This is a genomic window from Veillonella montpellierensis DSM 17217, assembly GCF_000426745.1.
Classification (GTDB): Bacteria; Bacillota; Negativicutes; order Veillonellales; family Veillonellaceae; genus Veillonella; species Veillonella montpellierensis.
In genome coordinates this window covers 56,553-76,444 of sequence record NZ_AUFY01000002.1, presented here as the reverse complement: position 1 = coordinate 76,444, position 19,892 = coordinate 56,553, and the positions used below count along the sequence as shown (strand labels likewise).

Annotated in this window: 19 protein-coding genes and 1 tRNA gene; all 20 read left to right on the top strand. The window is 35.1% G+C overall.

What is annotated here, in order from left to right; all coding sequences use genetic code 11:
- The first annotated feature begins 35 nt into the window (after positions 1-35).
- The 20 genes from K357_RS0101275 to K357_RS0101180 all read left to right on the top strand — a co-directional run bounded on the left by K357_RS0101275 (position 36) and on the right by K357_RS0101180 (position 19,884).
- Positions 36-119: transfer RNA gene (locus K357_RS0101275), tRNA-Leu, on the top strand.
- Between the two features lie 56 nt (positions 120-175).
- Positions 176-541 (top strand): holo-ACP synthase, encoded by a 366-nt coding sequence (acpS, locus tag K357_RS0101270; protein ID WP_028257094.1) that lies wholly within the window; start codon positions 176-178, stop codon positions 539-541.
- A gap of 16 nt (positions 542-557) precedes the next feature.
- Entirely contained in the window at positions 558-2,087 is a 1,530-nt protein-coding gene (locus tag K357_RS0101265; protein WP_028257093.1) for a bifunctional ADP-dependent NAD(P)H-hydrate dehydratase/NAD(P)H-hydrate epimerase, read from the top strand.
- 17 nt (positions 2,088-2,104) lie between these two features.
- Entirely contained in the window at positions 2,105-3,088 is a 984-nt protein-coding gene (locus tag K357_RS0101260; protein ID WP_028257092.1) for a ComEC/Rec2 family competence protein, read from the top strand.
- A 311-nt stretch (positions 3,089-3,399) separates the two neighbouring features.
- Entirely contained in the window at positions 3,400-4,515 is a 1,116-nt protein-coding gene (locus K357_RS0101255) for an N-acetylmuramoyl-L-alanine amidase family protein (protein WP_425314967.1), read from the top strand.
- 13 nt (positions 4,516-4,528) lie between these two features.
- A complete protein-coding gene (locus K357_RS0101250) occupies positions 4,529-5,104 on the top strand; it encodes a GerMN domain-containing protein (protein WP_028257090.1) in 576 nt (191 codons plus the stop codon).
- Positions 5,105-5,203: 99 nt separating this feature from the next.
- The gene (thiL, locus tag K357_RS0101245) at positions 5,204-6,187 is read left to right on the top strand and encodes a thiamine-phosphate kinase (RefSeq protein WP_028257089.1); all 984 of its coding nucleotides are present in this window, start codon (positions 5,204-5,206) and stop codon (positions 6,185-6,187) included.
- A 200-nt stretch (positions 6,188-6,387) separates the two neighbouring features.
- The gene (tsaE, locus tag K357_RS0101240; protein ID WP_028257088.1) at positions 6,388-6,879 is read left to right on the top strand and encodes a tRNA (adenosine(37)-N6)-threonylcarbamoyltransferase complex ATPase subunit type 1 TsaE; all 492 of its coding nucleotides are present in this window, start codon (positions 6,388-6,390) and stop codon (positions 6,877-6,879) included.
- Complete coding sequence (gene tsaB / locus K357_RS0101235; protein WP_028257087.1) at positions 6,870-7,634, top strand: tRNA (adenosine(37)-N6)-threonylcarbamoyltransferase complex dimerization subunit type 1 TsaB; 765 nt, start codon at positions 6,870-6,872, stop codon at positions 7,632-7,634. The genes tsaE and tsaB overlap by 10 nt, the downstream gene beginning before the upstream one ends.
- Entirely contained in the window at positions 7,631-8,080 is a 450-nt protein-coding gene (rimI, locus tag K357_RS0101230; RefSeq protein ID WP_028257086.1) for a ribosomal protein S18-alanine N-acetyltransferase, read from the top strand. The genes tsaB and rimI overlap by 4 nt, the downstream gene beginning before the upstream one ends.
- The gene (gene tsaD, locus K357_RS0101225) at positions 8,077-9,102 is read left to right on the top strand and encodes a tRNA (adenosine(37)-N6)-threonylcarbamoyltransferase complex transferase subunit TsaD (RefSeq protein WP_028257085.1); all 1,026 of its coding nucleotides are present in this window, start codon (positions 8,077-8,079) and stop codon (positions 9,100-9,102) included. The genes rimI and tsaD overlap by 4 nt, the downstream gene beginning before the upstream one ends.
- 19 nt (positions 9,103-9,121) lie before the next feature.
- Positions 9,122-10,525 (top strand): sensor histidine kinase, encoded by a 1,404-nt coding sequence (locus tag K357_RS0101220; RefSeq protein ID WP_051211953.1) that lies wholly within the window; start codon positions 9,122-9,124, stop codon positions 10,523-10,525.
- A gap of 1 nt (position 10,526) precedes the next feature.
- Positions 10,527-11,102, top strand: a complete 576-nt coding sequence (locus tag K357_RS0101215) for an ANTAR domain-containing response regulator (protein ID WP_028257083.1) — start codon at positions 10,527-10,529, stop codon at positions 11,100-11,102.
- Between the two features lie 426 nt (positions 11,103-11,528).
- Positions 11,529-11,810, top strand: a complete 282-nt coding sequence (gene groES / locus K357_RS0101210) for a co-chaperone GroES (RefSeq protein ID WP_081658367.1) — start codon at positions 11,529-11,531, stop codon at positions 11,808-11,810.
- 99 nt (positions 11,811-11,909) lie between these two features.
- On the top strand, positions 11,910-13,547 hold the full coding sequence (gene groL / locus K357_RS0101205) for a chaperonin GroEL (RefSeq protein ID WP_028257081.1): 1,638 nt from the start codon (positions 11,910-11,912) through the stop codon (positions 13,545-13,547).
- 295 nt (positions 13,548-13,842) lie between these two features.
- Positions 13,843-15,102: a diaminopimelate decarboxylase family protein gene (locus K357_RS0101200; RefSeq protein WP_028257080.1), complete on the top strand. Its 1,260-nt coding sequence runs from the start codon at positions 13,843-13,845 to the stop codon at positions 15,100-15,102.
- A 303-nt stretch (positions 15,103-15,405) separates the two neighbouring features.
- Positions 15,406-16,149 carry a Fe-S cluster assembly ATPase SufC gene (gene sufC / locus K357_RS0101195; protein WP_028257079.1) on the top strand — a complete coding sequence of 248 codons (744 nt, stop codon included), beginning with the start codon at positions 15,406-15,408 and terminating at the stop codon, positions 16,147-16,149.
- A gap of 13 nt (positions 16,150-16,162) precedes the next feature.
- On the top strand, positions 16,163-17,575 hold the full coding sequence (sufB, locus tag K357_RS0101190; protein WP_028257078.1) for a Fe-S cluster assembly protein SufB: 1,413 nt from the start codon (positions 16,163-16,165) through the stop codon (positions 17,573-17,575).
- Positions 17,576-17,584: 9 nt separating this feature from the next.
- A complete protein-coding gene (locus K357_RS0101185; RefSeq protein WP_028257077.1) occupies positions 17,585-18,643 on the top strand; it encodes a SufB/SufD family protein in 1,059 nt (352 codons plus the stop codon).
- Positions 18,644-18,654: 11 nt separating this feature from the next.
- On the top strand, positions 18,655-19,884 hold the full coding sequence (locus K357_RS0101180; RefSeq protein WP_028257076.1) for a SufS family cysteine desulfurase: 1,230 nt from the start codon (positions 18,655-18,657) through the stop codon (positions 19,882-19,884).
- Positions 19,885-19,892 lie beyond the last annotated feature (8 nt).

Sequence of the window (19,892 nt, the reverse complement as noted above, 5' to 3'; positions counted from 1 at the left end):
AGTGACTATCTATATAATAGGTATTGTTCCGATACGCCGGAGTGGCGGAATGGCAGACGCACTTGACTCAAAATCAAGCGGGTAACACCGTGTGGGTTCAAGTCCCACCTCCGGCACCAAATTAAGCATCAAGTCTCGTTGTAGATTTGGTGCTTTTCTTTATATGGAGGTAGCTATGCGTTTAGGAATTGATATAATAGAAGTAGAGCGAATTAAGCAGGCTATAAAATGTAATGCTCGCTTTCAACAACGAGTGTATACGACATATGAAATAGAATATAGTCAGGGTAAGAAACGCCATTGTTATGAATCATTGGCTGGCATCTATGCCGTAAAAGAGGCCTTTGTAAAAGCATTAGGAACAGGATTTAGAGAAGGTTCATGGTTAGATATAGAGGTCAATCACACTCCGAAAGGAGCCCCATTTCTTGTTTTATCAGGAGTATTCAAAAAAATATATGAGAAGCAACAATTAGGTCCCATATGTGTATCAATTAGTCATACTCGGGAATTAGCGATGGCTCAAATTATTATTGAATAATGAATGGAGGTGCCCTATGCGCATACTTTCAAAAGAAGAAACTAATTATATAGACGAACAAATTCCATTACGGACTGGTTTGCCTCTTGCGTTAGTGATGGAAAATGTAGGTAGAGGTATTGCTGAAGAAATTATCAATTCCATAAACAGCACCAACAATAAAAGTGCATCACATGTTGTATTTATTTGTGGGACTGGCAATAACGGCGCTGATGGATTGGTAGCGGCCCGTCAATTATTAGAATATAAGATTCCTAGCTATGTATTCATTCATGGCGATATTTTGAAAGATACGAACCTATTTCGCACACAGTATACTGCATGCCAGTCACTGGGCATCAAGTTTGTTAACTCTATGAAAGATATTCCTTGGCATTCTGTTGGCATTGTTCTTGAAGGTCTGATTGGTACAGGTTTAACTAGTGATTTACGGGATTCGACTCAACAGTTACTTGAAGAGTTACATCATTGGCTAACAGAATATCACATTGAAAATTTATGGGCCATTGATATACCAGCTGGTGTACAAACTAATTCGGGACAAGTATCAAAGGGCACATTAACATATACTAAAACGATTACTTTTGGAGCTAGTAAATTAGGTATGCATCTCTATCCTGGGACTAGTTATTGTGGAGAAATTTCTATTAAACCCTTAGGTGTTCCATGGGAATCTATTAAGCTGGGGCCTCACGTGCATACACTGGATAAGGACTTAGTCTGTAAACTATATCCAATACGTCCATCAAATGCACATAAAGGTATGAATGGACACGCCCATATAATAGGTGGATCTAAGTCTATGATTGGAGCACCTATTATGGCGACAGAAGCTTGTGTCTATACTGGTACGGGTAAAACTACATTACATGTACCAACTGATTGTATACTTCCAGTACAATGCAAAATTATGCCAGAAACTATGGTTCAATCTTTTGAAACGAATGCCGATTTACTTCTATCATTGACTGATTGTACAGCGATGGCCATAGGTCCAGGCTTAGGGCGTTCGAAAGAATCTGAATCACTTCTTACATCGCTCGTATCTTCTTTTGAGGGTCCTTTAGTGATTGATGCAGATGGATTATATGCATTGCATGAATTAAGAGCTACTAAACAATATTTTATAGATCGTAACCGTTCAGTTATCATGACACCACATATAGGAGAATTTGCTCGATTAACAGGACAGTCGATTCCATATATTCAATCACACTATGTGGATATGGCGCGTGAGTTTTCCATGGCCTATAATGTGACATTAGTACTAAAAGGTATTCCTTCTATAATTGCCCTACCATCCGGTAATATATATATAAATACGCTTGGCAATTCTGGTATGGGTACTGGCGGCATGGGAGATACATTGACAGGAATTATTGTAAGTTTATTAGCACAAGGTATGAATGAAGATACGGCGGCTATACTAGGAGTTTATTTACATAGTGCTAGTGCCGATTTCTTACATCACACAAAGCCTATCGGATATACTCCCAGTGATGTAGGCAAAGGAATTGGATATATATTAAAGCAATTACAAGTTTAATTTCATAGGAGCCTATTATGATATATAAATTAAAATACCTTGCCACTATTTGTAGCATAGTATTCACTATTTTATCTCTTACGGGGTGTACAAATCATTCAACAGCAACGACACATACACCACAGTCAATAGCTAGTCAAACAGAGAATCAATCTAATTCTACAGAAAAAACATCTTCCACCAATAGCACTGGAACGATGGATATATATATCCTTGATGTAGGACAAGGAGATTCTATTTTAATAAAAGTAGGTGATGAGTATACAATGGTAGATACTGGAGATGTAGCTCATCGTCGATCAACCGTGACCACGTTAAAAAAATTAGGTGTTTCACATATAAAAAATGTAATTATCACTCATCCTCATGAAGATCATATAGGCGGTGTCTATGGAATTAGTAAAGAAATACCAATTGATACCATTTATGATGATGGCATTGCGGTAGATAATAATTTATATAAAACATATCGTGCTATGATAGAAAAAAAGCATATTACTCATAAAGTACTCCAAAAGGGAGGTACTGTTGATTTAGGCAATGGCGCGAGATTTGATGTCTATGCGCCGAGTGATTCATTATCGTATGCAGAGGCGAAAGCTCAAGGAGGAAAGAAATTAGGCTCTCAGTCAAAATATCTTAATAATCATTCTATTGCAGGAAAACTTGTATTTGGTAACTATTCATTGTTCTTAACCGGTGATGCTGAGCAAGAAGAGGAATCACAATTAGTAAAAGATTATAATAGTAAGCTATTTAGTCGTATGTTAAAAGTTTCACATCATGGTAGTAATCATAGTTCTATCGAAAAATTTATTAGGTCTATAAAACCGGAAGCAGCACTCATTTCAGTAGGACTACATAATGATTATGGACATCCTGGTAATGAAACATTAGAACGATTTAAAAAGAATAATGTATTAGTGTATCGTACAGATACGATGGGCATGATTCACGTTGCCACAGATGGTAAACAATGGCATATCACTACTGAGCGATAATCGCATACTATACTTTATAAGTAATCGTAATGTATAAAAACTGACTAGTAGTATTTAAGTAAGCATCCTATTTTAAGCCTATATACATGTTATAATAAGACTACACTATATAAACTACTCCTATATGTGTACAACATATTGCAATTAGATGGGTAGCTACTAGATTGCCTTTATCAAAATAATACTACTTATAGACGAAGTAAATGGTATCTAGTATCAATTATTTTCTAAAATGATACTAGTAGTATCCATTTCATGGTATAATATAATAGATTGAAATATTGAATAGAGAATATAAAAACGTGTTAGGAGTGATACAGTTGCGAAAACTTTATATACTATGGTTGGCCATATTAATGGTAGTTCCGTTTTTTTGTCAATCAACACAAGCTGCAACAGTAACTAATGTACGTTGGGTCACAAGGAATGATGCACCTGTGCCATTTCTTAGAATGGTAGTCGATGTATCTAGTCCTGTGAAAGCAGGCGCTTCTATTAATAATAAGGGAAAATCTACAACGATTACGTTAAAAGATGCAAAACTGGGTAACGTAAAATCTTCAATTACAATGGATAAAAGTATTGCTACAAGCGCAAAAGTGCATGAAAAAAATAGCAATGTGGAGATTTCTATTGATACACCTAACGTATTAGATGTATCTGATATAAAAGTTTTTTCTTTAAAAAAAGATACCATTAATAACAAACCATATCGAATTGTCGTAGACATTCAAAAAAAAGGTGTTTCCCCTCGGACTAATTATTATGGAAAGGCTGCGATTCCATCAGCAAAACCTAAAGTGGCTAAGCCAGTAGGGACACCGCCTACCTCTAGGCCCTATACAGTATCAGGTGGGATTCAAGGTAAATTAATTACTATTGATCCTGGCCATGGAGGGAGCGATCCTGGTGCGATAGGTCATAATGGATTACAAGAAAAGCAAGTAACATTACCTATCGCCATGTATTTAAAATCTGACTTAGAAGCTATGGGCGCTAAAGTTATTTTAACGCGTAGTACTGATAAGGATGTGTATGCGCCTAATGCGAGTGGTATTGATGAATTACAAGCTCGTGCTGATGTAGCAAATCAAGCTGGATCTGACATTTTCATTAGTGTTCATATTAATTCTTTCGATAATCCGTCTGTAGGCGGCATCGCTACCTATTATTATGGAAAAACATCTCATGATGAACAATTAGCACGTCACGTGCAAAATGAAATTGCTGGAGAACCTGGTTTCAATGGTGATAGAGGCATTCAACCAGGAAATTTATATGTATTACGAAATACTACGATGCCTGCTATTTTAGTGGAATTAGGATTTATATCAAATCCTACAGAAGAATCATTATTGACCAAGGATACGACACGCCGTGAGTTTGCTAAACGCATTGCCGATGGTCTAGCCGCATATTTTAAATAAAAGAGGAGTTATTATGATACTATTTAATCGCATGGTAGCTGTCAGCATAGTATCAATGTTGGTTATAATGGCTACAGGTTGCTCAGATACTAGCCAACTAGCTAATCCTGGTCAATCTACTGCAGCTATTCACACGGGAGCTACTACAGAAGAAACTAATCGAACAGGAAAATTTGATCATCAATCTACAGTAGTTCTTACTATTTATGTTCCTTTAGAAAATGCCCAAGGTGTTAAGGCATCATCCATTGAATTATTGGCATCAGAGGCAACACCATTGCGTGCTGTACAAGAGGCAATCAATGCAGATCGTCAGCATGAGTATCCACTATTTACCAAAAATATGAAAGTACAAAAAGTGAGCGTTACTAATGGGGTAGCAACGATAGATGTGAATCAAGCTTTTATAACAACTAAGAGTAGTGACCTATCTGTTCAATTACGATTGGCTACGATTGTCAATACGTTAACGTCTATGGATGACATTCAATCAGTTCGTTTTACTAATAACGGTAAGCCTGTTGATACGATCGGCGCCTTTGATACACGACAACCTATATCTATGATAAAATACATGATACAACAATAGAATATATAATATATTTTAATGCGCTTTGTAGATATGGTATGATAACTACAAAGCGTATTTTATTATAATGATACACGTACTCAATAAAGGAATTTCATTATGAAAGTTAAAGATATGGGCGAATTTACACTTATTAATGCAATAAGTGATGATGTCATTTTTGATCCTACTACTGTTATCGAAGGCATTGGAGATGATTGTGCTATATATAAATCTACGGAAGATTATGAGCAATTAATTAGTATTGATACCATGGTTGAAGGAATTCATTTTACTTTTAATACAATGAGTCCCTATGATATAGGTGTCCGCTTATCAACTGCTAATATTAGTGATATTGCTGCTATGGGTGGAATACCACGTCAAATAGTAATTAGTATTGCCGTTCCTCCTACAATGGATAGTACTATTATTAAATCTATCTATGATGGTATTAAATACCAATGTAAACAATATACAATTAATTTAATAGGTGGAGATACAGTTAGTACGTCAGGTCCTTTAGTTATAACACTAACTATTGTTGGAGAAGTACCTAAAGGAAAAGCTGTATTACGACGACGTGCACAAGTTGGTGATTTTATAGGCGTTACTGGATATATGGGAAGTAGTGCAGCTGGCTTAGATGCAATTTATCATACCTATCAAGATACAAATGTAATTATTCAATCCCACAGACAACCGCAACCACAACTGGCATTAGGCACTTATCTTCGCCATATAGGTGCTACTGCCATGAATGATATTAGCGATGGATTAGCTAGTGAGTTACATGAAATAGCAGATACATCGAACATAACCATGCTCATTGAAGAAGAATTAATACCAATTCATAAAGAAACCATACTGGTAAGTAATCGATTAGGCAATAACCCTCTTGATTACGCATTGTTTGGTGGGGAAGACTTTCAACTTGTATTCACGATACCGAGCGAATCCCTTCCTGATGTTCAGAATCAAAAAGACATCACTATCATAGGACAAATTATTTCTAAAGGTGATGGAACTGTCCTAATGAAAGGAAAGGATCAGTCTATACGCGTTATTGAAAAAAAGGGATATAATCATTTTTCTCATGATTAATCCTAGAATTTCTAATTGTATAGCTACTATAGTGTTATACTATGTCCACTATGTGTAAATAAAATGTATAATATGATCTAGTATGTTCATTTTTCTAACTAGTTGAGTTATTGAAATCTCTTATATATAATAATCTATATTACCCATCATTTTTTGTACAAGTAAGGGTTACGCCCATACTATCTAGAAAGGTAGTAATTATGTTTAATGTAAAGAATAAAATAGAATGTCAATCACAATCTGTTGAAGATACACAAGCCTTAGGAGAAAAAATAGGTTTCTTTCTACAATCAATAACTACTCCACTATGTATTGCTATTGTTGGTGATTTAGGTACTGGTAAAACACACTTATCAAAAGGTATTGCTATAGGGTTTGGTATTACAGAAGAAGTCACAAGCCCCACCTTTTCTATTATGAATACCTATGGTGCAATCAATCACAGATTATATCATTTTGACTTGTATCGATTAACAACCGTAGAAGAGTTAGATACCATCGGCTTTTATGAATATACAGAGGAACAAAAATCTATTGTTGAATGGGCGGATATGTTTCAAGATGAATTACCTGATACCACATTGTGGGTACAAATAGAACGCATTTCAGAAACTGAAAGACGCATTACATTAGCATCAAATATAGTAGATAGTCAACAATTATCTATTATAGGAGGAAGAATATGTATTTAGCAATTGAAACAAGTAGCTTAGTGTCAAGTATTGCCATTGAGCATGATCATATATTATTAGGAGAATTAACTGTTCAATCAGGCTTAACCCATTCTGAACAATTAGTGCCACATATTCAATTATTATGTGAACAAGTGGGAATTATACCAAGACAGTTAGATGGTATTGTTGTCTCCATAGGCCCTGGGTCATTTACAGGTTTACGAATCGGTATGGCTACAGCTAAATCATTGGCATATGCCTTAAAGAAACCATTATACGGTGTTATGACAATGGACGCCCTAGCTTATAATCTTCTGTACACGAATCAACTGATTAGTGTAGTAATCGATGGACAAAAGAAACATGTCTATGAAGGTTTATATCGATACGAAAAAGGAACACTACATTGCATACAATCGCCGATTCTAAAAGTTGCATCTGATGTAATAAACGCCTACAAGGATAAGAATATATCTGTCATTTGCATTGGTGATGGTATACGAAGAATTCAACCTTTTTTAAGCGATGATACACCTATGATTACAATCGCGCCTAATTCGATACAGATACCAAGAGCGAGCTCACTATTCTTAGCCGCTAAAAATCGCATAGATGCACATGATAGTGATGATCCAATGACTATGTTACCTTTTTATATCAAACGATCAGAGGCAGAAGTATTGTGGGAAGCAAAGCATGGGACAATCTTAGAAAATGAAGAAAATCCAACTGTCATCGTATCCGAAACAGTTTCACTAGGAGAGAAATCATGATATTACGACTAGCTGAAATAGATGATGCTGATGGTATTTATCAAGTGGAAACAGACTCTTTTTCTATTCCTTGGTCATTACCTTCTGTAATTCATGAATTAGAAGATAAGGAACGCAAATTATATATTGTGGCCGAAGAAGATAATACGATTATAGGATATGCAGGTGCATGGATTGTGCTTGATGAAGGACAAATTACCAATATCGCTATCAAATCATCCTACCGTCGTCAGGGGTATGGCACCATGTTAACTAGAAAGTTAATCAAAGAATTATTTACGTTAGGGATGCAAGAAATTTTTTTAGAAGTTCGCATTTCTAATATACCTGCGATTTCCTTATATCGGCGATTAGGATTTACAGTAAAAGGTGTTAGAAAATCATATTATTCAGAACCCACTGAAGATGCTTATATCATGTCATTAATAAAAGAGGAAACTTTATGAGTGTATATACGTTAGCTATTGAAAGCAGTTGCGATGAAACATCGGCCGCTGTTTTACGAGATGGTAGAACTGTTCTGTCAAATGTAATTTCCAGTCAAGTTCCTATCCATAGAAAATTTGGAGGTGTCGTTCCAGAAATTGCTTCACGTCATCATATAGAGCAAGTAATTCCTGTAATTGATCAGGCCCTAGCAGATGCTAAGATTAACCTAGAAACTATAGATCATATCGGCGTCACTTATGGGCCCGGCTTAGTGGGAGCCTTATTAGTTGGTGTAGCCGCCGCTAAAGGGTTATCCTTAGCTACAGGTATTCCGCTTATTGGCGTCAATCATATGGAGGGGCATATTTTTGCCAATTTTTTAGCTAATCCTGATTTAAAGCCACCATTCTTAAGTCTTGTCGTATCTGGCGGTCATACAATGTTAGTAGTGGTAAAAGATTATGAAGAATTTGAAGTACTCGGTCAAACACGTGATGATGCAGCCGGCGAGGCTTTTGATAAAATTGCCCGCGTTATGGGATATCCTTATCCGGGAGGACCACATATTGATAAATTAGCGATGAAAGGGAATCCACATGCAATTACGTTCCCAAAAGCATTACAAGAAGATGGGAATTTTGAATTTAGTTTTAGTGGACTTAAATCGGCCGTATTAAATTATTTAAATAGTGCTAAATTAAAGAATGAATTGATTAATGATAGCGATGTAGCTGCGTCTTTTCAAAAATCTGTTATTGATATATTAATAAAGAAAACGAAAGATGCTGCTAAACAAACAGGATATACTACTATTACAGTTGCTGGTGGTGTATCTGCTAATCGAGGATTACAGCAAGCATTAACAAACATGTGTGAAGAAGAAGGCTTTAAATTTTATAAGCCTAATTCTATTTTATCTACGGATAATGCAGCTATGATTGGTTGTCGTGCTTATTATATGGCAAAAGCCAATAAATTTGCTACTTTATCATTAAATGCGAAACCAAGTATCCCTATAGGAGATATGTCTTGGAAATAAATGACAGTGAGAACAGCCTATGAAATTATTTGATATTATTGATGAAATGACTACGCTAGATACAACGCAAATATCACTAATTATTAAATTTGCAAATTTATTGCGATTTGCAGAATCTGTCACTCATAGTACGGTTGTATTATTTTTATTGACTAGTAAAAACCAATTTATTGCGATTCAACCACAAGATGATCAACATAAGCCTTTTAGCATACAAATGATTGAACGGTATGAAATGAATTTATGGTGGCAATTATTTCATAAGCGCATTTCAATTAGAGGGCTGCAGGAACGAAGTAAGGGTAAGATGGAATTAATGCATGCATATCCAGTCATTGACAATGGTGGACGTATTATTGCCGGTATCTCTTTTGTAAATCCGCGAATAGATTCTATGAATGATATGTTTTTGCTCCAACAAGAACAAATTATAACGGAAACAATTTATATGGCTATGATGGTTCCTCAACATAATCAAGTAGATTTATATACACCATTATCATATCAAGATGGAGTCATTATTTTTGATGAAGCTGGCACAATATTATATGGCAATGAACAAGCCCATCAATTAATTGATGTATTAGGCTTTAATCGACGACTCATAGGGACATCTATTTATGGAAGTTCTTTAAAGTTATCTTTTGTAAAAAAAGCATTACAAAAGCATATTGGTGATACATATGACAGTATTTATGACGATATAGTGATTAGGCAAACTGTTATACCAATTTTTTCTAGGACTAGAGGAAATCGAAGTTTATTATTATTAAAAGATAGAACCTTAGTAAGTCAGAAAGAAAAAGAGTTACTAGTAAAAAATTCCGTCATTAAAGAGATTCATCATCGTGTGAAGAATAATTTACAAACTGTAGCTGGATTACTTCGCATGGAAGCACGTCGATCGCAGTCACTCGAAGTAAAAGCTGCTTTACAAGAGGGCATTTCTCGCATTGAAAGTATGGCTCTTGTTCATGACATTGTATCTCACTATGAAGCTGACTATGTATCGATTCGCAGTATATACGAGGAATTAACTAGACTATTAACGAATGCATTAGTTAGTCATAAAGACCACATCACTTATATCTATGAAGGTAATGAAGTGATGATTCGTTCCAATCAAGCCAGTTATATATCCTTAATATTGAACGAACTTATATCGAATAGTATTAAACATGGCATTCAAAATGAATATGGTACAATTATCTTATCTGTAGAAGAACACGAGCATCTAATCATTCTTTCTATAAAAAATACAGGAAAACCATTTCCTCCTAATTTCTCAGTATCTACATCTAAACGATTAGGGTTACATATCATTCAAAATTTAGTTGAAAATGAATTACATGGAACCTTAACTATTGAGCAATCTACCGAAGAAGGATCAAATGTTATAATAACCATGGAAAAGGGGGACTAACATGCGTGTGTTAATTGTAGATGACGAGTCTCTCATCCGAATGGATTTAAGAGACATATTAGAGTCAGCTGGTCATGAAGTTATAGGGGAAGGAAAGACAGGAATAGATGGCATTCAACTAGCACGAGAACTTACTCCTGATATTATTTTGATGGATGTAAAAATGCCAGAATTAGATGGCATTGAAGCAGCTCGACAAATACATCACGCCCATATTGCCCCCGTCGTACTACTCACTGCGTATAGCCAAGAAGATTTAGTAAAGAAAGCTAAAGAATCTGGTATATATGGATATTTAATAAAACCATTACGGGAAGAACAATTGATACCTACATTGTTGATGGCTATTGGTAGATATGAAGACGAACAACGATTACGACATGATGTTAGCCACTTGGAACAGTCTTTAGAAGATAGAAAATATATTGCTAAAGCTACCGGAATACTCATGAATTTATATCAAATATCAGAAGAAGAAGCATTCTCACGAATCAGAAAATATAGTATGAACAAGCAATTATCAATCACTCAAGTCGCTTTAAAAATTATTAATGCTTCTAAGCATGATAAGCACTAATAGTGTGTCAACTACAATGATGCCTATGTTTAATCGCACGCATAGTGAATCGTAGGTATAAAAGATATGACTTTTAAACGATACGGTTTAGTATACTATGTTCTATACGGTGTAAAGAATTAATAGATAGAAATAATAAGTGCTATATATAATCTATTACCACTAATATAATCTATCACCACTAGAAGAGGAATGCTCCTAGTGATGATGTAAAATCAAATCGAATCATAGTACATGAAAATAGTAGAAAACTCTTTAAATTGATAAGAAAATCTCTAATTATAATAATAAAAGTCAAAAAATCAAAAAAAGTACTTGCATTTGTAGAATAATCAGTTATAATAATAATTGTAATTAGCACTCGTTAATAGTGAGTGCTAACAAGTAGAATCATTCAAATAAACGTATACAAAGGAGAGATTTATTATGATGAAACCATTAGGCGATCGTGTAATAATTCGTATTGTTGAAAAAGCAGAAAAAACACAAAGCGGTATATTCTTACCAGATACAGCAAAAGAAAAACCTTCTGAAGGTGAAGTTATTGCTGTCGGAAATGGTAAAGTATATGATAATGGACAACGCGTTCCTTTGGAAGTAAAAGTTGGCGATAAAGTTATGTTTTCTAAATATGCTGGCACAGAATTCAAATTAGATGGTGCTGATCATTTAGTATTGAGTGAACGTGATATTTTAGCAATTCTTTAATCAATATAACTTTCTTTGTTGCTCATAATAATCATATATAGCGCATATAGTTATATAACACATGATGTGATATTCACATATTATAGGAGGTAATTTTTAATGGCTAAGGAAATTCTTTTTAATGAAGATGCTCGTCGTGCACTAGGTCGTGGCGTTGATCAATTAGCAAATGCAGTAAAAGTAACTATGGGACCTAAGGGTCGTAATGTAGTATTAGATAAGAAATTTGGAGCTCCATTAATTACTAACGATGGTGTTACCATTGCTCGTGATATTGAATTAGCTGATCCATTTGAAAATATGGGGGCTCAATTAGTTAAAGAAGTAGCTACAAAAACTAATGATGTAGCTGGTGATGGTACAACTACTGCTACTTTATTAGCACAAGCTATGATTCAAGAAGGTATGCGCAATGTAGCTGCTGGCGCTAATCCAATGGTATTAAAACGCGGTATCGAAACTGCAGTTAATACGTTAGTCGAAGAAATTAAAAAACGTGCTAAAACAGTTTCTGGGAAAGACGAAATTGCTCAGGTTGCTTCTGTATCTGCTGGTGACGCAGAAATCGGTGAATTAATTGCGGAAGCAATGGAAAAAGTTGGTAAAGATGGTGTTATCACTGTTGAAGAATCTAAATCTTTACAAACTGGTTTAAATGTAGTAGAAGGTATGCAATTTGATCGTGGTTATTTATCTCCTTATATGGTAACTGACCCAGATAAAATGGAAGCTGTTATGAATGAGCCATACATTTTGATTACTGACCGCAAAATTGGTGCTATTGCCGACATGTTACCAGTTCTTGAAAAAGTTGTTAAAGTAGGTAAAGAATTATTAATTATTGCAGAAGATGTAGAAGGCGAAGCATTGGCTACACTAGTAGTTAATAAATTACGTGGTACATTTAAAGCAGTAGCAGTAAAAGCACCTGGCTTTGGTGATCGTCGTAAAGCTATGTTGGAAGATATCGCCATTTTAACTGGTGGCACTGTTATCACTGAAGACATGGGACGTAAATTAGATAGCGTTGAATTAGATGATTTAGGTAGTGCTCGTCAAGTTCGCATCACAAAAGACGAAACAACTATTATTGATGGTGTAGGTGATAAAACTGCCATTGCGCAACGTGTTGCCCAAATTCGTGCGCAAGTGGAAGAATCTACTTCTGAATTTGATAAAGAAAAATTACAAGAACGATTGGCTAAATTATCTGGTGGTGTAGCAGTTATTGAAGTAGGTGCTGCTACTGAAGTAGAAATGAAAGATAAAAAACTTCGTATAGAAGACGCATTAAACGCCACTCGTGCAGCTGTAGAAGAAGGTATCGTTGCTGGCGGTGGTACTACTTTCATTGATATTATGGATGCTTTAGATTCTTTACACGCTGAAGGTGATGTTCAAACAGGTATTAACCTTGTTAAACGTGCTATTGAAGAACCTGTTCGTCAAATTGCTTATAATGCAGGTGTAGAAGGTTCCGTTATCGTAGAAAAAGTTAAAAATACAGATAAAGGTGTAGGTTTCAATGCATTAACAGAAGAATTTGAAGATATGGTAAAAGCTGGTATTGTTGATCCAGCTAAAGTAACACGTTCTGCTCTTCAAAATGCAGCATCAATTGCTTCTTTAGTATTAACTACTGAAACAATTGTGGCAGACAAAGTAGAAGAAAATGCACCAGCAATGCCAGCTATGCCTCCAATGGGTGGCATGGGCGGTATGGGTGGCATGATGTAATTCATACATCCATATAATTTCATACACGCGCTCATAGGAGCGAATGCAAAAGCAGGTTTACTAGTATGTAAGCCTGCTTTTTTTATGATAGAAGTCAATAGGTAATCAAAGTCTATACATCTAATTGTCCGTATATTCCATATAAAACATATACATATACATAATGCATAATCTGTATATTGATACAGAAAATATGCCTGTTATAATTGTAATATGCTATAAAATATATTATAATAACGAATATTAGGATAAAAATATATACATATTTAATCATATAGAGTTTGAGGAGAAATCTATGAATACAAAATCATTACCCTTTACAGAAGAAGAATTGGAATCGATAATAGCCATCCATCCAACACCATTTCATATTTATGATGAAAAAGGAATTATAGATAACATTCGTCGGTTTATTAAAGCCTTTGATTGGGCTCCAAAATTTAAAGAATATTTTGCAGTGAAAGCTACGCCTAACCCATATATTATGAAACTATTACAGAAAGAGGGAGTCGGTGCTGACTGTTCTTCTTTAGCAGAACTATTACTTTGCGAAAAAATAGGGCTTACTGGCCATGATATTTTATTCACATCGAATGACACTCCTTTTTGCGAATATCAAAAAGCATTAGAATTAGGTGCACTGTTAAATTTAGATGATATCACCATGTTACAATATTTGGTGGACAACGGAGTCGAAACATTTCCAGATACAATGTGTTTCCGATATAACCCTGGCTCCCTCAAAGAAGGTGGTAATGATATCATTGGTGTTCCGGAAGAAGCAAAATACGGTATGACCAGAGAACAAATTTTTAAAGCTATTACGTTTGCACAAAAACGCGGTGTTTTACACTTTGGTATTCATACCATGGTTTGCTCTAATGAATTAGATGTAAATGGTTTAGTAGGAACAGCTAAAATTTGTTTTGATTTAGCTGTAGAAATAAAAAATAAATTGGGAGTAATAATTGAATTTATCGACTTAGGCGGTGGTATAGGTGTTGCATATCGTCCCGAAGAAACCCCAGTGGATTTCAATTTACTAAGCAAAGGTATACAACATGAATGGGAATCTACATTAAAATCCAATGGCATGAGCGATACAACAATAGCTTTTGAATGTGGACGCATGGTTACTGGACCATTTGGATATCTTGTAACAACAGCGATTCACAAAAAAGATATTTATAGACATTACATCGGTCTCGATGCGTGTATGGCAAATTTAATGCGTCCTGCTTTATATGGTTCTTACCATCATATAACTGTAGTCGGTAAAGAGAATGCGCCATTAAATCACATATATGATATAACTGGTTCACTATGCGAAAATAATGATAAATTTGCTATTCAACGAACACTACCTAAAATCGATATAGGCGATCGTATTGTTATTCATGACACTGGTGCCCATGGACATGCTATGGGTTTTAATTACAATGGGAAATTGAGGTCTGCTGAATTGTTATTACACGACGATAAAAGTGTTACTGAAATCCGTCGTGCTGAAACCTATGATGACTTATTTGCAACCTTAGACTTTTCCCACCTGTAAACCATATTAAATAAGAATATATATGAAATTACACAAATTCATAGTAAATTATTAGGAATTTGTTGCAAGCCAGTAATTTACCATGTATAATAAGTATATGAGAATTATGTACATGGTGCTGAAGTGGCTTAAATTATATACTGGGCGGTATTCACTTTAGTGTATGCCGCTTTTTCTGCTTGTTTGTACATAATACTTTAGTTAAACTATGATATTGGTTTAACTGATTACTAGTATATAGAGTAATCAACATAGAGAATAATTAATGATTACTCATCGTAATATATTAAAGGAGTGAAAATTTTGACTGAATTGCTTCAAGTAAAAAATTTGAAAGTTGCAGTTGAAGATAAACCAATCCTAAAAGGTTTAGACTTAACAATTAATAAGGGAGAAATTCATGTTGTCATGGGGACTAATGGTGCTGGTAAATCTACCTTAGCCAATGCAATTCTTGGAAATCCTAAATATACGGTAACCAATGGAACTATTACATTTGAAGGCGAAGATATTACAAATGAGCCTGTTAATGAACGTGCCAAAAAAGGTATTTTCATGTCCTTTCAAAATCCTATTTCTGTACCAGGTATCACTGTAGAAAACTTTATTCGCACAGCAAAGGCTACTATAACAGGTCAACCTGTACGTGCTTTGGCATTTAAAAAAGAATTAAAAGAAAAAATGGAAGAATTATCGTTTGATACTTCCTATGCGGCTAGATATGTGAATGAAGGATTTAGTGGTGGGGAACGAAAGAAAAATGAAATTCTTCAAATGTCGATTTTAAATCCTAAATTAGCAATTCTAGATGAAACTGATTCCGGTCTAGACGTTGACGCAGTTCGTATAGTATCCGAAGGTGTACGACGCTTTCACAATGAAGAAAATGCAGTGTTAATTATTACTCATCACAACTCAATTCTTCAAAAATTACAACCTGATTTTGTTCACATTTTAATTGATGGAAAAATCGTTAAAACTGGTGATGCTTCATTAGTAGGTGAAATAGAAGAAAAAGGATATGATGCCTATAAAGCATTAGTGTAGGAGGCTATCACTGATGGAAGAAATAAGAAAGAAAACACAGATTGAAGAAATGGATCGTGGCGTTTACGACATAAAAAATGACTTCGATTACTCTTTTAAATCTGATGCAGGATTAACTGAAGATATCATCCGCGAAATCTGGTCCAATAAAAATGAACCAGAGTGGATGTTAGAAAAAAGATTAGAATCTTTAAAAATTTATCACTCCCTAGATATCCCCAATTGGATGCCAGATATAAGTGGATTAAACATGGACAGTATTATTACCTATGTAAAGCCTAAAGTGGATATGAAAGGGAATTGGAATGATGTACCAGAAGATATAAAGAGTACCTTTGATCGATTAGGTATACCTGAAGCTGAAAAAACATCACTAGCTGGTGTTGGTGCTCAATATGACTCAGAAGTTGTCTATCATAGTATTCAAGAAGATTTAGTAAAGCAAGGTGTTGTATATACTGATATTGAAACAGCATTACACGACTATGAAGATATTGTAAAAAAATACTGGATGACTTTAATCCCTCCAACTGATCATAAATTTGCCGCTTTACATGGCGCCGTTTGGTCTGGTGGATCCTTTGTCTATGTGCCAGCTGGTGTAGAAGTAGAAATTCCATTACAATCATATTTCCGCTTAAATGCACCTGGAGCTGGTCAATTTGAGCACACGATGATTATTATTGAGGAAGGGGCTAAAGCTCACTTTATCGAAGGTTGTTCTGCACCTAAATACAATGTGGCCAACTTACATGCTGGTGCGGTTGAATTATTTGTAAAAGATAACGCATCCTTACGCTATTCAACTATTGAAAACTGGTCCAAAAATATGTACAATTTGAACACTAAACGCTGTTCCGTTGGCAAAAATGGTACAATTGAATGGGTATCTGGTTCCTTCGGTTCCCATGTATCATGTTTATATCCTATGAGTATTCTAAAAGGTGAAGGGGCCCATTGTGAATTTACTGGCGTTACCTTTGCCGGAGAAGGCCAATTCTTAGATACCGGTTGTAAAGTAGTTCACGCTGCTCCTTACACAACAAGTAATGTAAATTCTAAATCTATTTCTAAGAGTGGTGGTGCAGCTATTTATCGTGGTTTAACTAAAATAGCCGCTAATGCAGTACATTCAAAATCTACTGTATCCTGTGAATCACTAATGTTAGATGAAATTTCACAATCCGATACAATTCCAACTATTATTGTAGAGAATGATAATGTAGATTTAGGACATGAAGCTAAAATTGGCCGTATTTCCGATGAAGCTATTTTCTACTTAATGACTCGTGGTATTAGTGAAGAAGAAGCACGTGCTATGCTAGTTCGTGGCTTTGTAGAACCTATATCTAAAGAATTGCCATTAGAATATGCAGTAGAAATGAATAACTTGATTACTTTAGAGCTTGAAGGCTCTATCGGTTAGGAGGTAATGATGAACAACACATTATTGTTTAATGAAGTGCCTAGACCAACTTTCCGATGGTTACAAGTTAATCATACTGAAGGTTGTGTATGGGGTAATGATATTAATTCTGGTGTAGTAACTATAACTGCTAATAAGGATATAATCACACCATTAGCTGATCAATCTCTATTAAAGGATACCTATACAGGCGTTAATGCACATGTATTAGACGCTGTAGCTAATCACTTTTTTGAAGGATATACGGTACATGTACCAGCTAATCATAAAGAATCTATTCAAATTGATATTGCTGTGTCTGGCAAAGGTAATGCGTCTCGTACACGTATACAATTACATGTGGACGAAGGTGCTGAATTAACTGTCACATACTATTTGCACGGAAACACAGAAGAACCATCACATTTGCAGTTATTTACTGAGTTATATGCAGGATCTCAAGCTAAAGTAACTATAAAAAAAGTCCAACTATTAGGTGATAATGTACAACACTTTGAACATCGCTATACTAATTATGGCGAACAATGCGATGTAAAGTTTATAAACATTGAAGTCGGTGGTCAAGAAAATTATTATTCATTTGATAATGATTTATCTGGTAAGGAAGCTTCATTAATTCATGATCTTGCTTATATAGGTAATGAATCTCAAAAGTTTGATATTTCTATGTTAATGACTCATATTGGTAAAGCTACCTATAGTGATATTCATACATTAGGTGCCTTGCGGGATACATCAAAAAAATCATTCCGTGGAACCTTGGATTTTCTTCGTGGTAGTGTGGCTGCTGAAGGTGCTGAAGAAGATACATGCTTACTATTAGATCCAACGGTAAAATCAGTATCCTTACCATTATTATTATGTAAAGAAGACAATGTAGTAGGTAACCATGCTGCTAGCGCCGGACAAATTGATCAAAGTAAATTATTTTATTTGATGAGTCGTGGTTTTAGTGAAAATGAAGCAAAACATATTATTGTTGAGTCTATGATTCGACCTGTTATTGATCGTATCGGAGATAAACTAATTGAAGAAGCAGCATTAGAAGCTGTACGTAAGAAGATATAAGAAGGGGTAGTATGAATTCGATTGCAGACGCATATAAAGATTTTCCCATTTTAAAAAGAAAACATAATGGAAAGCCCATAATTTATTTGGATAGTGGTGCAACAACACAAATTCCACAACCTGTGATGGATGCCTTAATCGAACATATGTCGATGCATAACGGGAATCCTCATCGTGGATCTCACATATTAGCAGTGGAAGCTTCCGAAGCCTACGAGAATGCACGAAACCGCGTACAACAATTTATTAATGCTAAACACCGTGAAGAAATTATATTTACTCGCAATAGCACAGAAAGCATGAATCTTATTGCTCATAGTTATGGCGTAAATAATTTAACAAAAGGCGATAAAATCGTCATCACTATAGCAGAACATCATGCGAATCTAGTAACTTGGCAATACGTAGCACATCAGACTGGTGCAATTTTAGAATATATGTATTTAGATGAATCTGGTCATCTAGGTGATGGAGAAATTAATAAAATTGATAGTCACACTAAAATTGTTGCCTTTGCTCACGTAAGTAATGTATTAGGCATGGAGTTTCCTTATAGAGATTTAATAAAACGTGCCCATGAAGTAGGCGCTGTTGTTGTTCTTGATGGTGCTCAATCAACGCCACATATGAAAATTGATGTACAAAATTTAGATTGTGACTTTTTTGTATTCTCTGGACATAAAATGTGTGCCTCTCAAGGGATTGGTGTTTTATATGGAAAACGCCATTTATTAGAATCGATGCCACCATTTTTATTAGGTGGGGATATGATTGAATATGTAAAAGAACAATCGACTACATTCAATGAATTACCCTATAAATTTGAAGCTGGTACACCCAATGCCCATGGGGCAGTAACATTACATGCGGCTATCGATTACTTAGAAAGTTTTGGTATGGATGCAATCGAGGCGTATGAAGAGTCATTAGTAGCCTATGTATTACCTAAAATGTTAGAAATACCGCATATTAATGTATTAGGCTCAAAAAATCCTAAAGAAAAACATGGCGTTATTGCCTTTACAGTTGATGATGTACATCCTCATGATGTAGCTACTATTATGGATAGTTTTGGCATTGCTATTCGTTCTGGTCATCACTGTGCACAACCATTAGGGGCCTTTTATCATATACCTGCTTCTAGTCGACTTAGTATGTATATTTATACTAGGAAAGAAGATTTAGATGCCTTTTTATTAGCCTTGACTAAAGTTAGATCTACTATGGGATTTAAGGATTAGGAGTTATG

Bases quoted from the DNA above. Each gene is read 5' to 3' on its own strand.
- rimI (WP_028257086.1), top strand. From the start codon at position 7,631: ATGATATTACGACTAGCTGAAATAGATGATGCTGATGGTATTTATCAA.
- K357_RS0101220 (WP_051211953.1), top strand. From the start codon at position 9,122: ATGAAATTATTTGATATTATTGATGAAATGACTACGCTAGATACAACG.
- thiL (WP_028257089.1), top strand. From the start codon at position 5,204: ATGAAAGTTAAAGATATGGGCGAATTTACACTTATTAATGCAATAAGT.
- sufB (WP_028257078.1), top strand. From the start codon at position 16,163: ATGGAAGAAATAAGAAAGAAAACACAGATTGAAGAAATGGATCGTGGC.
- K357_RS0101180 (WP_028257076.1), top strand. From the start codon at position 18,655: ATGAATTCGATTGCAGACGCATATAAAGATTTTCCCATTTTAAAAAGA.
- K357_RS0101200 (WP_028257080.1), top strand. From the start codon at position 13,843: ATGAATACAAAATCATTACCCTTTACAGAAGAAGAATTGGAATCGATA.
- tsaD (WP_028257085.1), top strand. From the start codon at position 8,077: ATGAGTGTATATACGTTAGCTATTGAAAGCAGTTGCGATGAAACATCG.
- acpS (WP_028257094.1), top strand. From the start codon at position 176: ATGCGTTTAGGAATTGATATAATAGAAGTAGAGCGAATTAAGCAGGCT.
- groES (WP_081658367.1), top strand. From the start codon at position 11,529: ATGATGAAACCATTAGGCGATCGTGTAATAATTCGTATTGTTGAAAAA.
- K357_RS0101260 (WP_028257092.1), top strand. From the start codon at position 2,105: ATGATATATAAATTAAAATACCTTGCCACTATTTGTAGCATAGTATTC.
- K357_RS0101185 (WP_028257077.1), top strand. From the start codon at position 17,585: ATGAACAACACATTATTGTTTAATGAAGTGCCTAGACCAACTTTCCGA.
- K357_RS0101250 (WP_028257090.1), top strand. From the start codon at position 4,529: ATGATACTATTTAATCGCATGGTAGCTGTCAGCATAGTATCAATGTTG.
- K357_RS0101215 (WP_028257083.1), top strand. From the start codon at position 10,527: ATGCGTGTGTTAATTGTAGATGACGAGTCTCTCATCCGAATGGATTTA.
- groL (WP_028257081.1), top strand. From the start codon at position 11,910: ATGGCTAAGGAAATTCTTTTTAATGAAGATGCTCGTCGTGCACTAGGT.
- K357_RS0101265 (WP_028257093.1), top strand. From the start codon at position 558: ATGCGCATACTTTCAAAAGAAGAAACTAATTATATAGACGAACAAATT.
- tsaE (WP_028257088.1), top strand. From the start codon at position 6,388: ATGTTTAATGTAAAGAATAAAATAGAATGTCAATCACAATCTGTTGAA.
- tsaB (WP_028257087.1), top strand. From the start codon at position 6,870: ATGTATTTAGCAATTGAAACAAGTAGCTTAGTGTCAAGTATTGCCATT.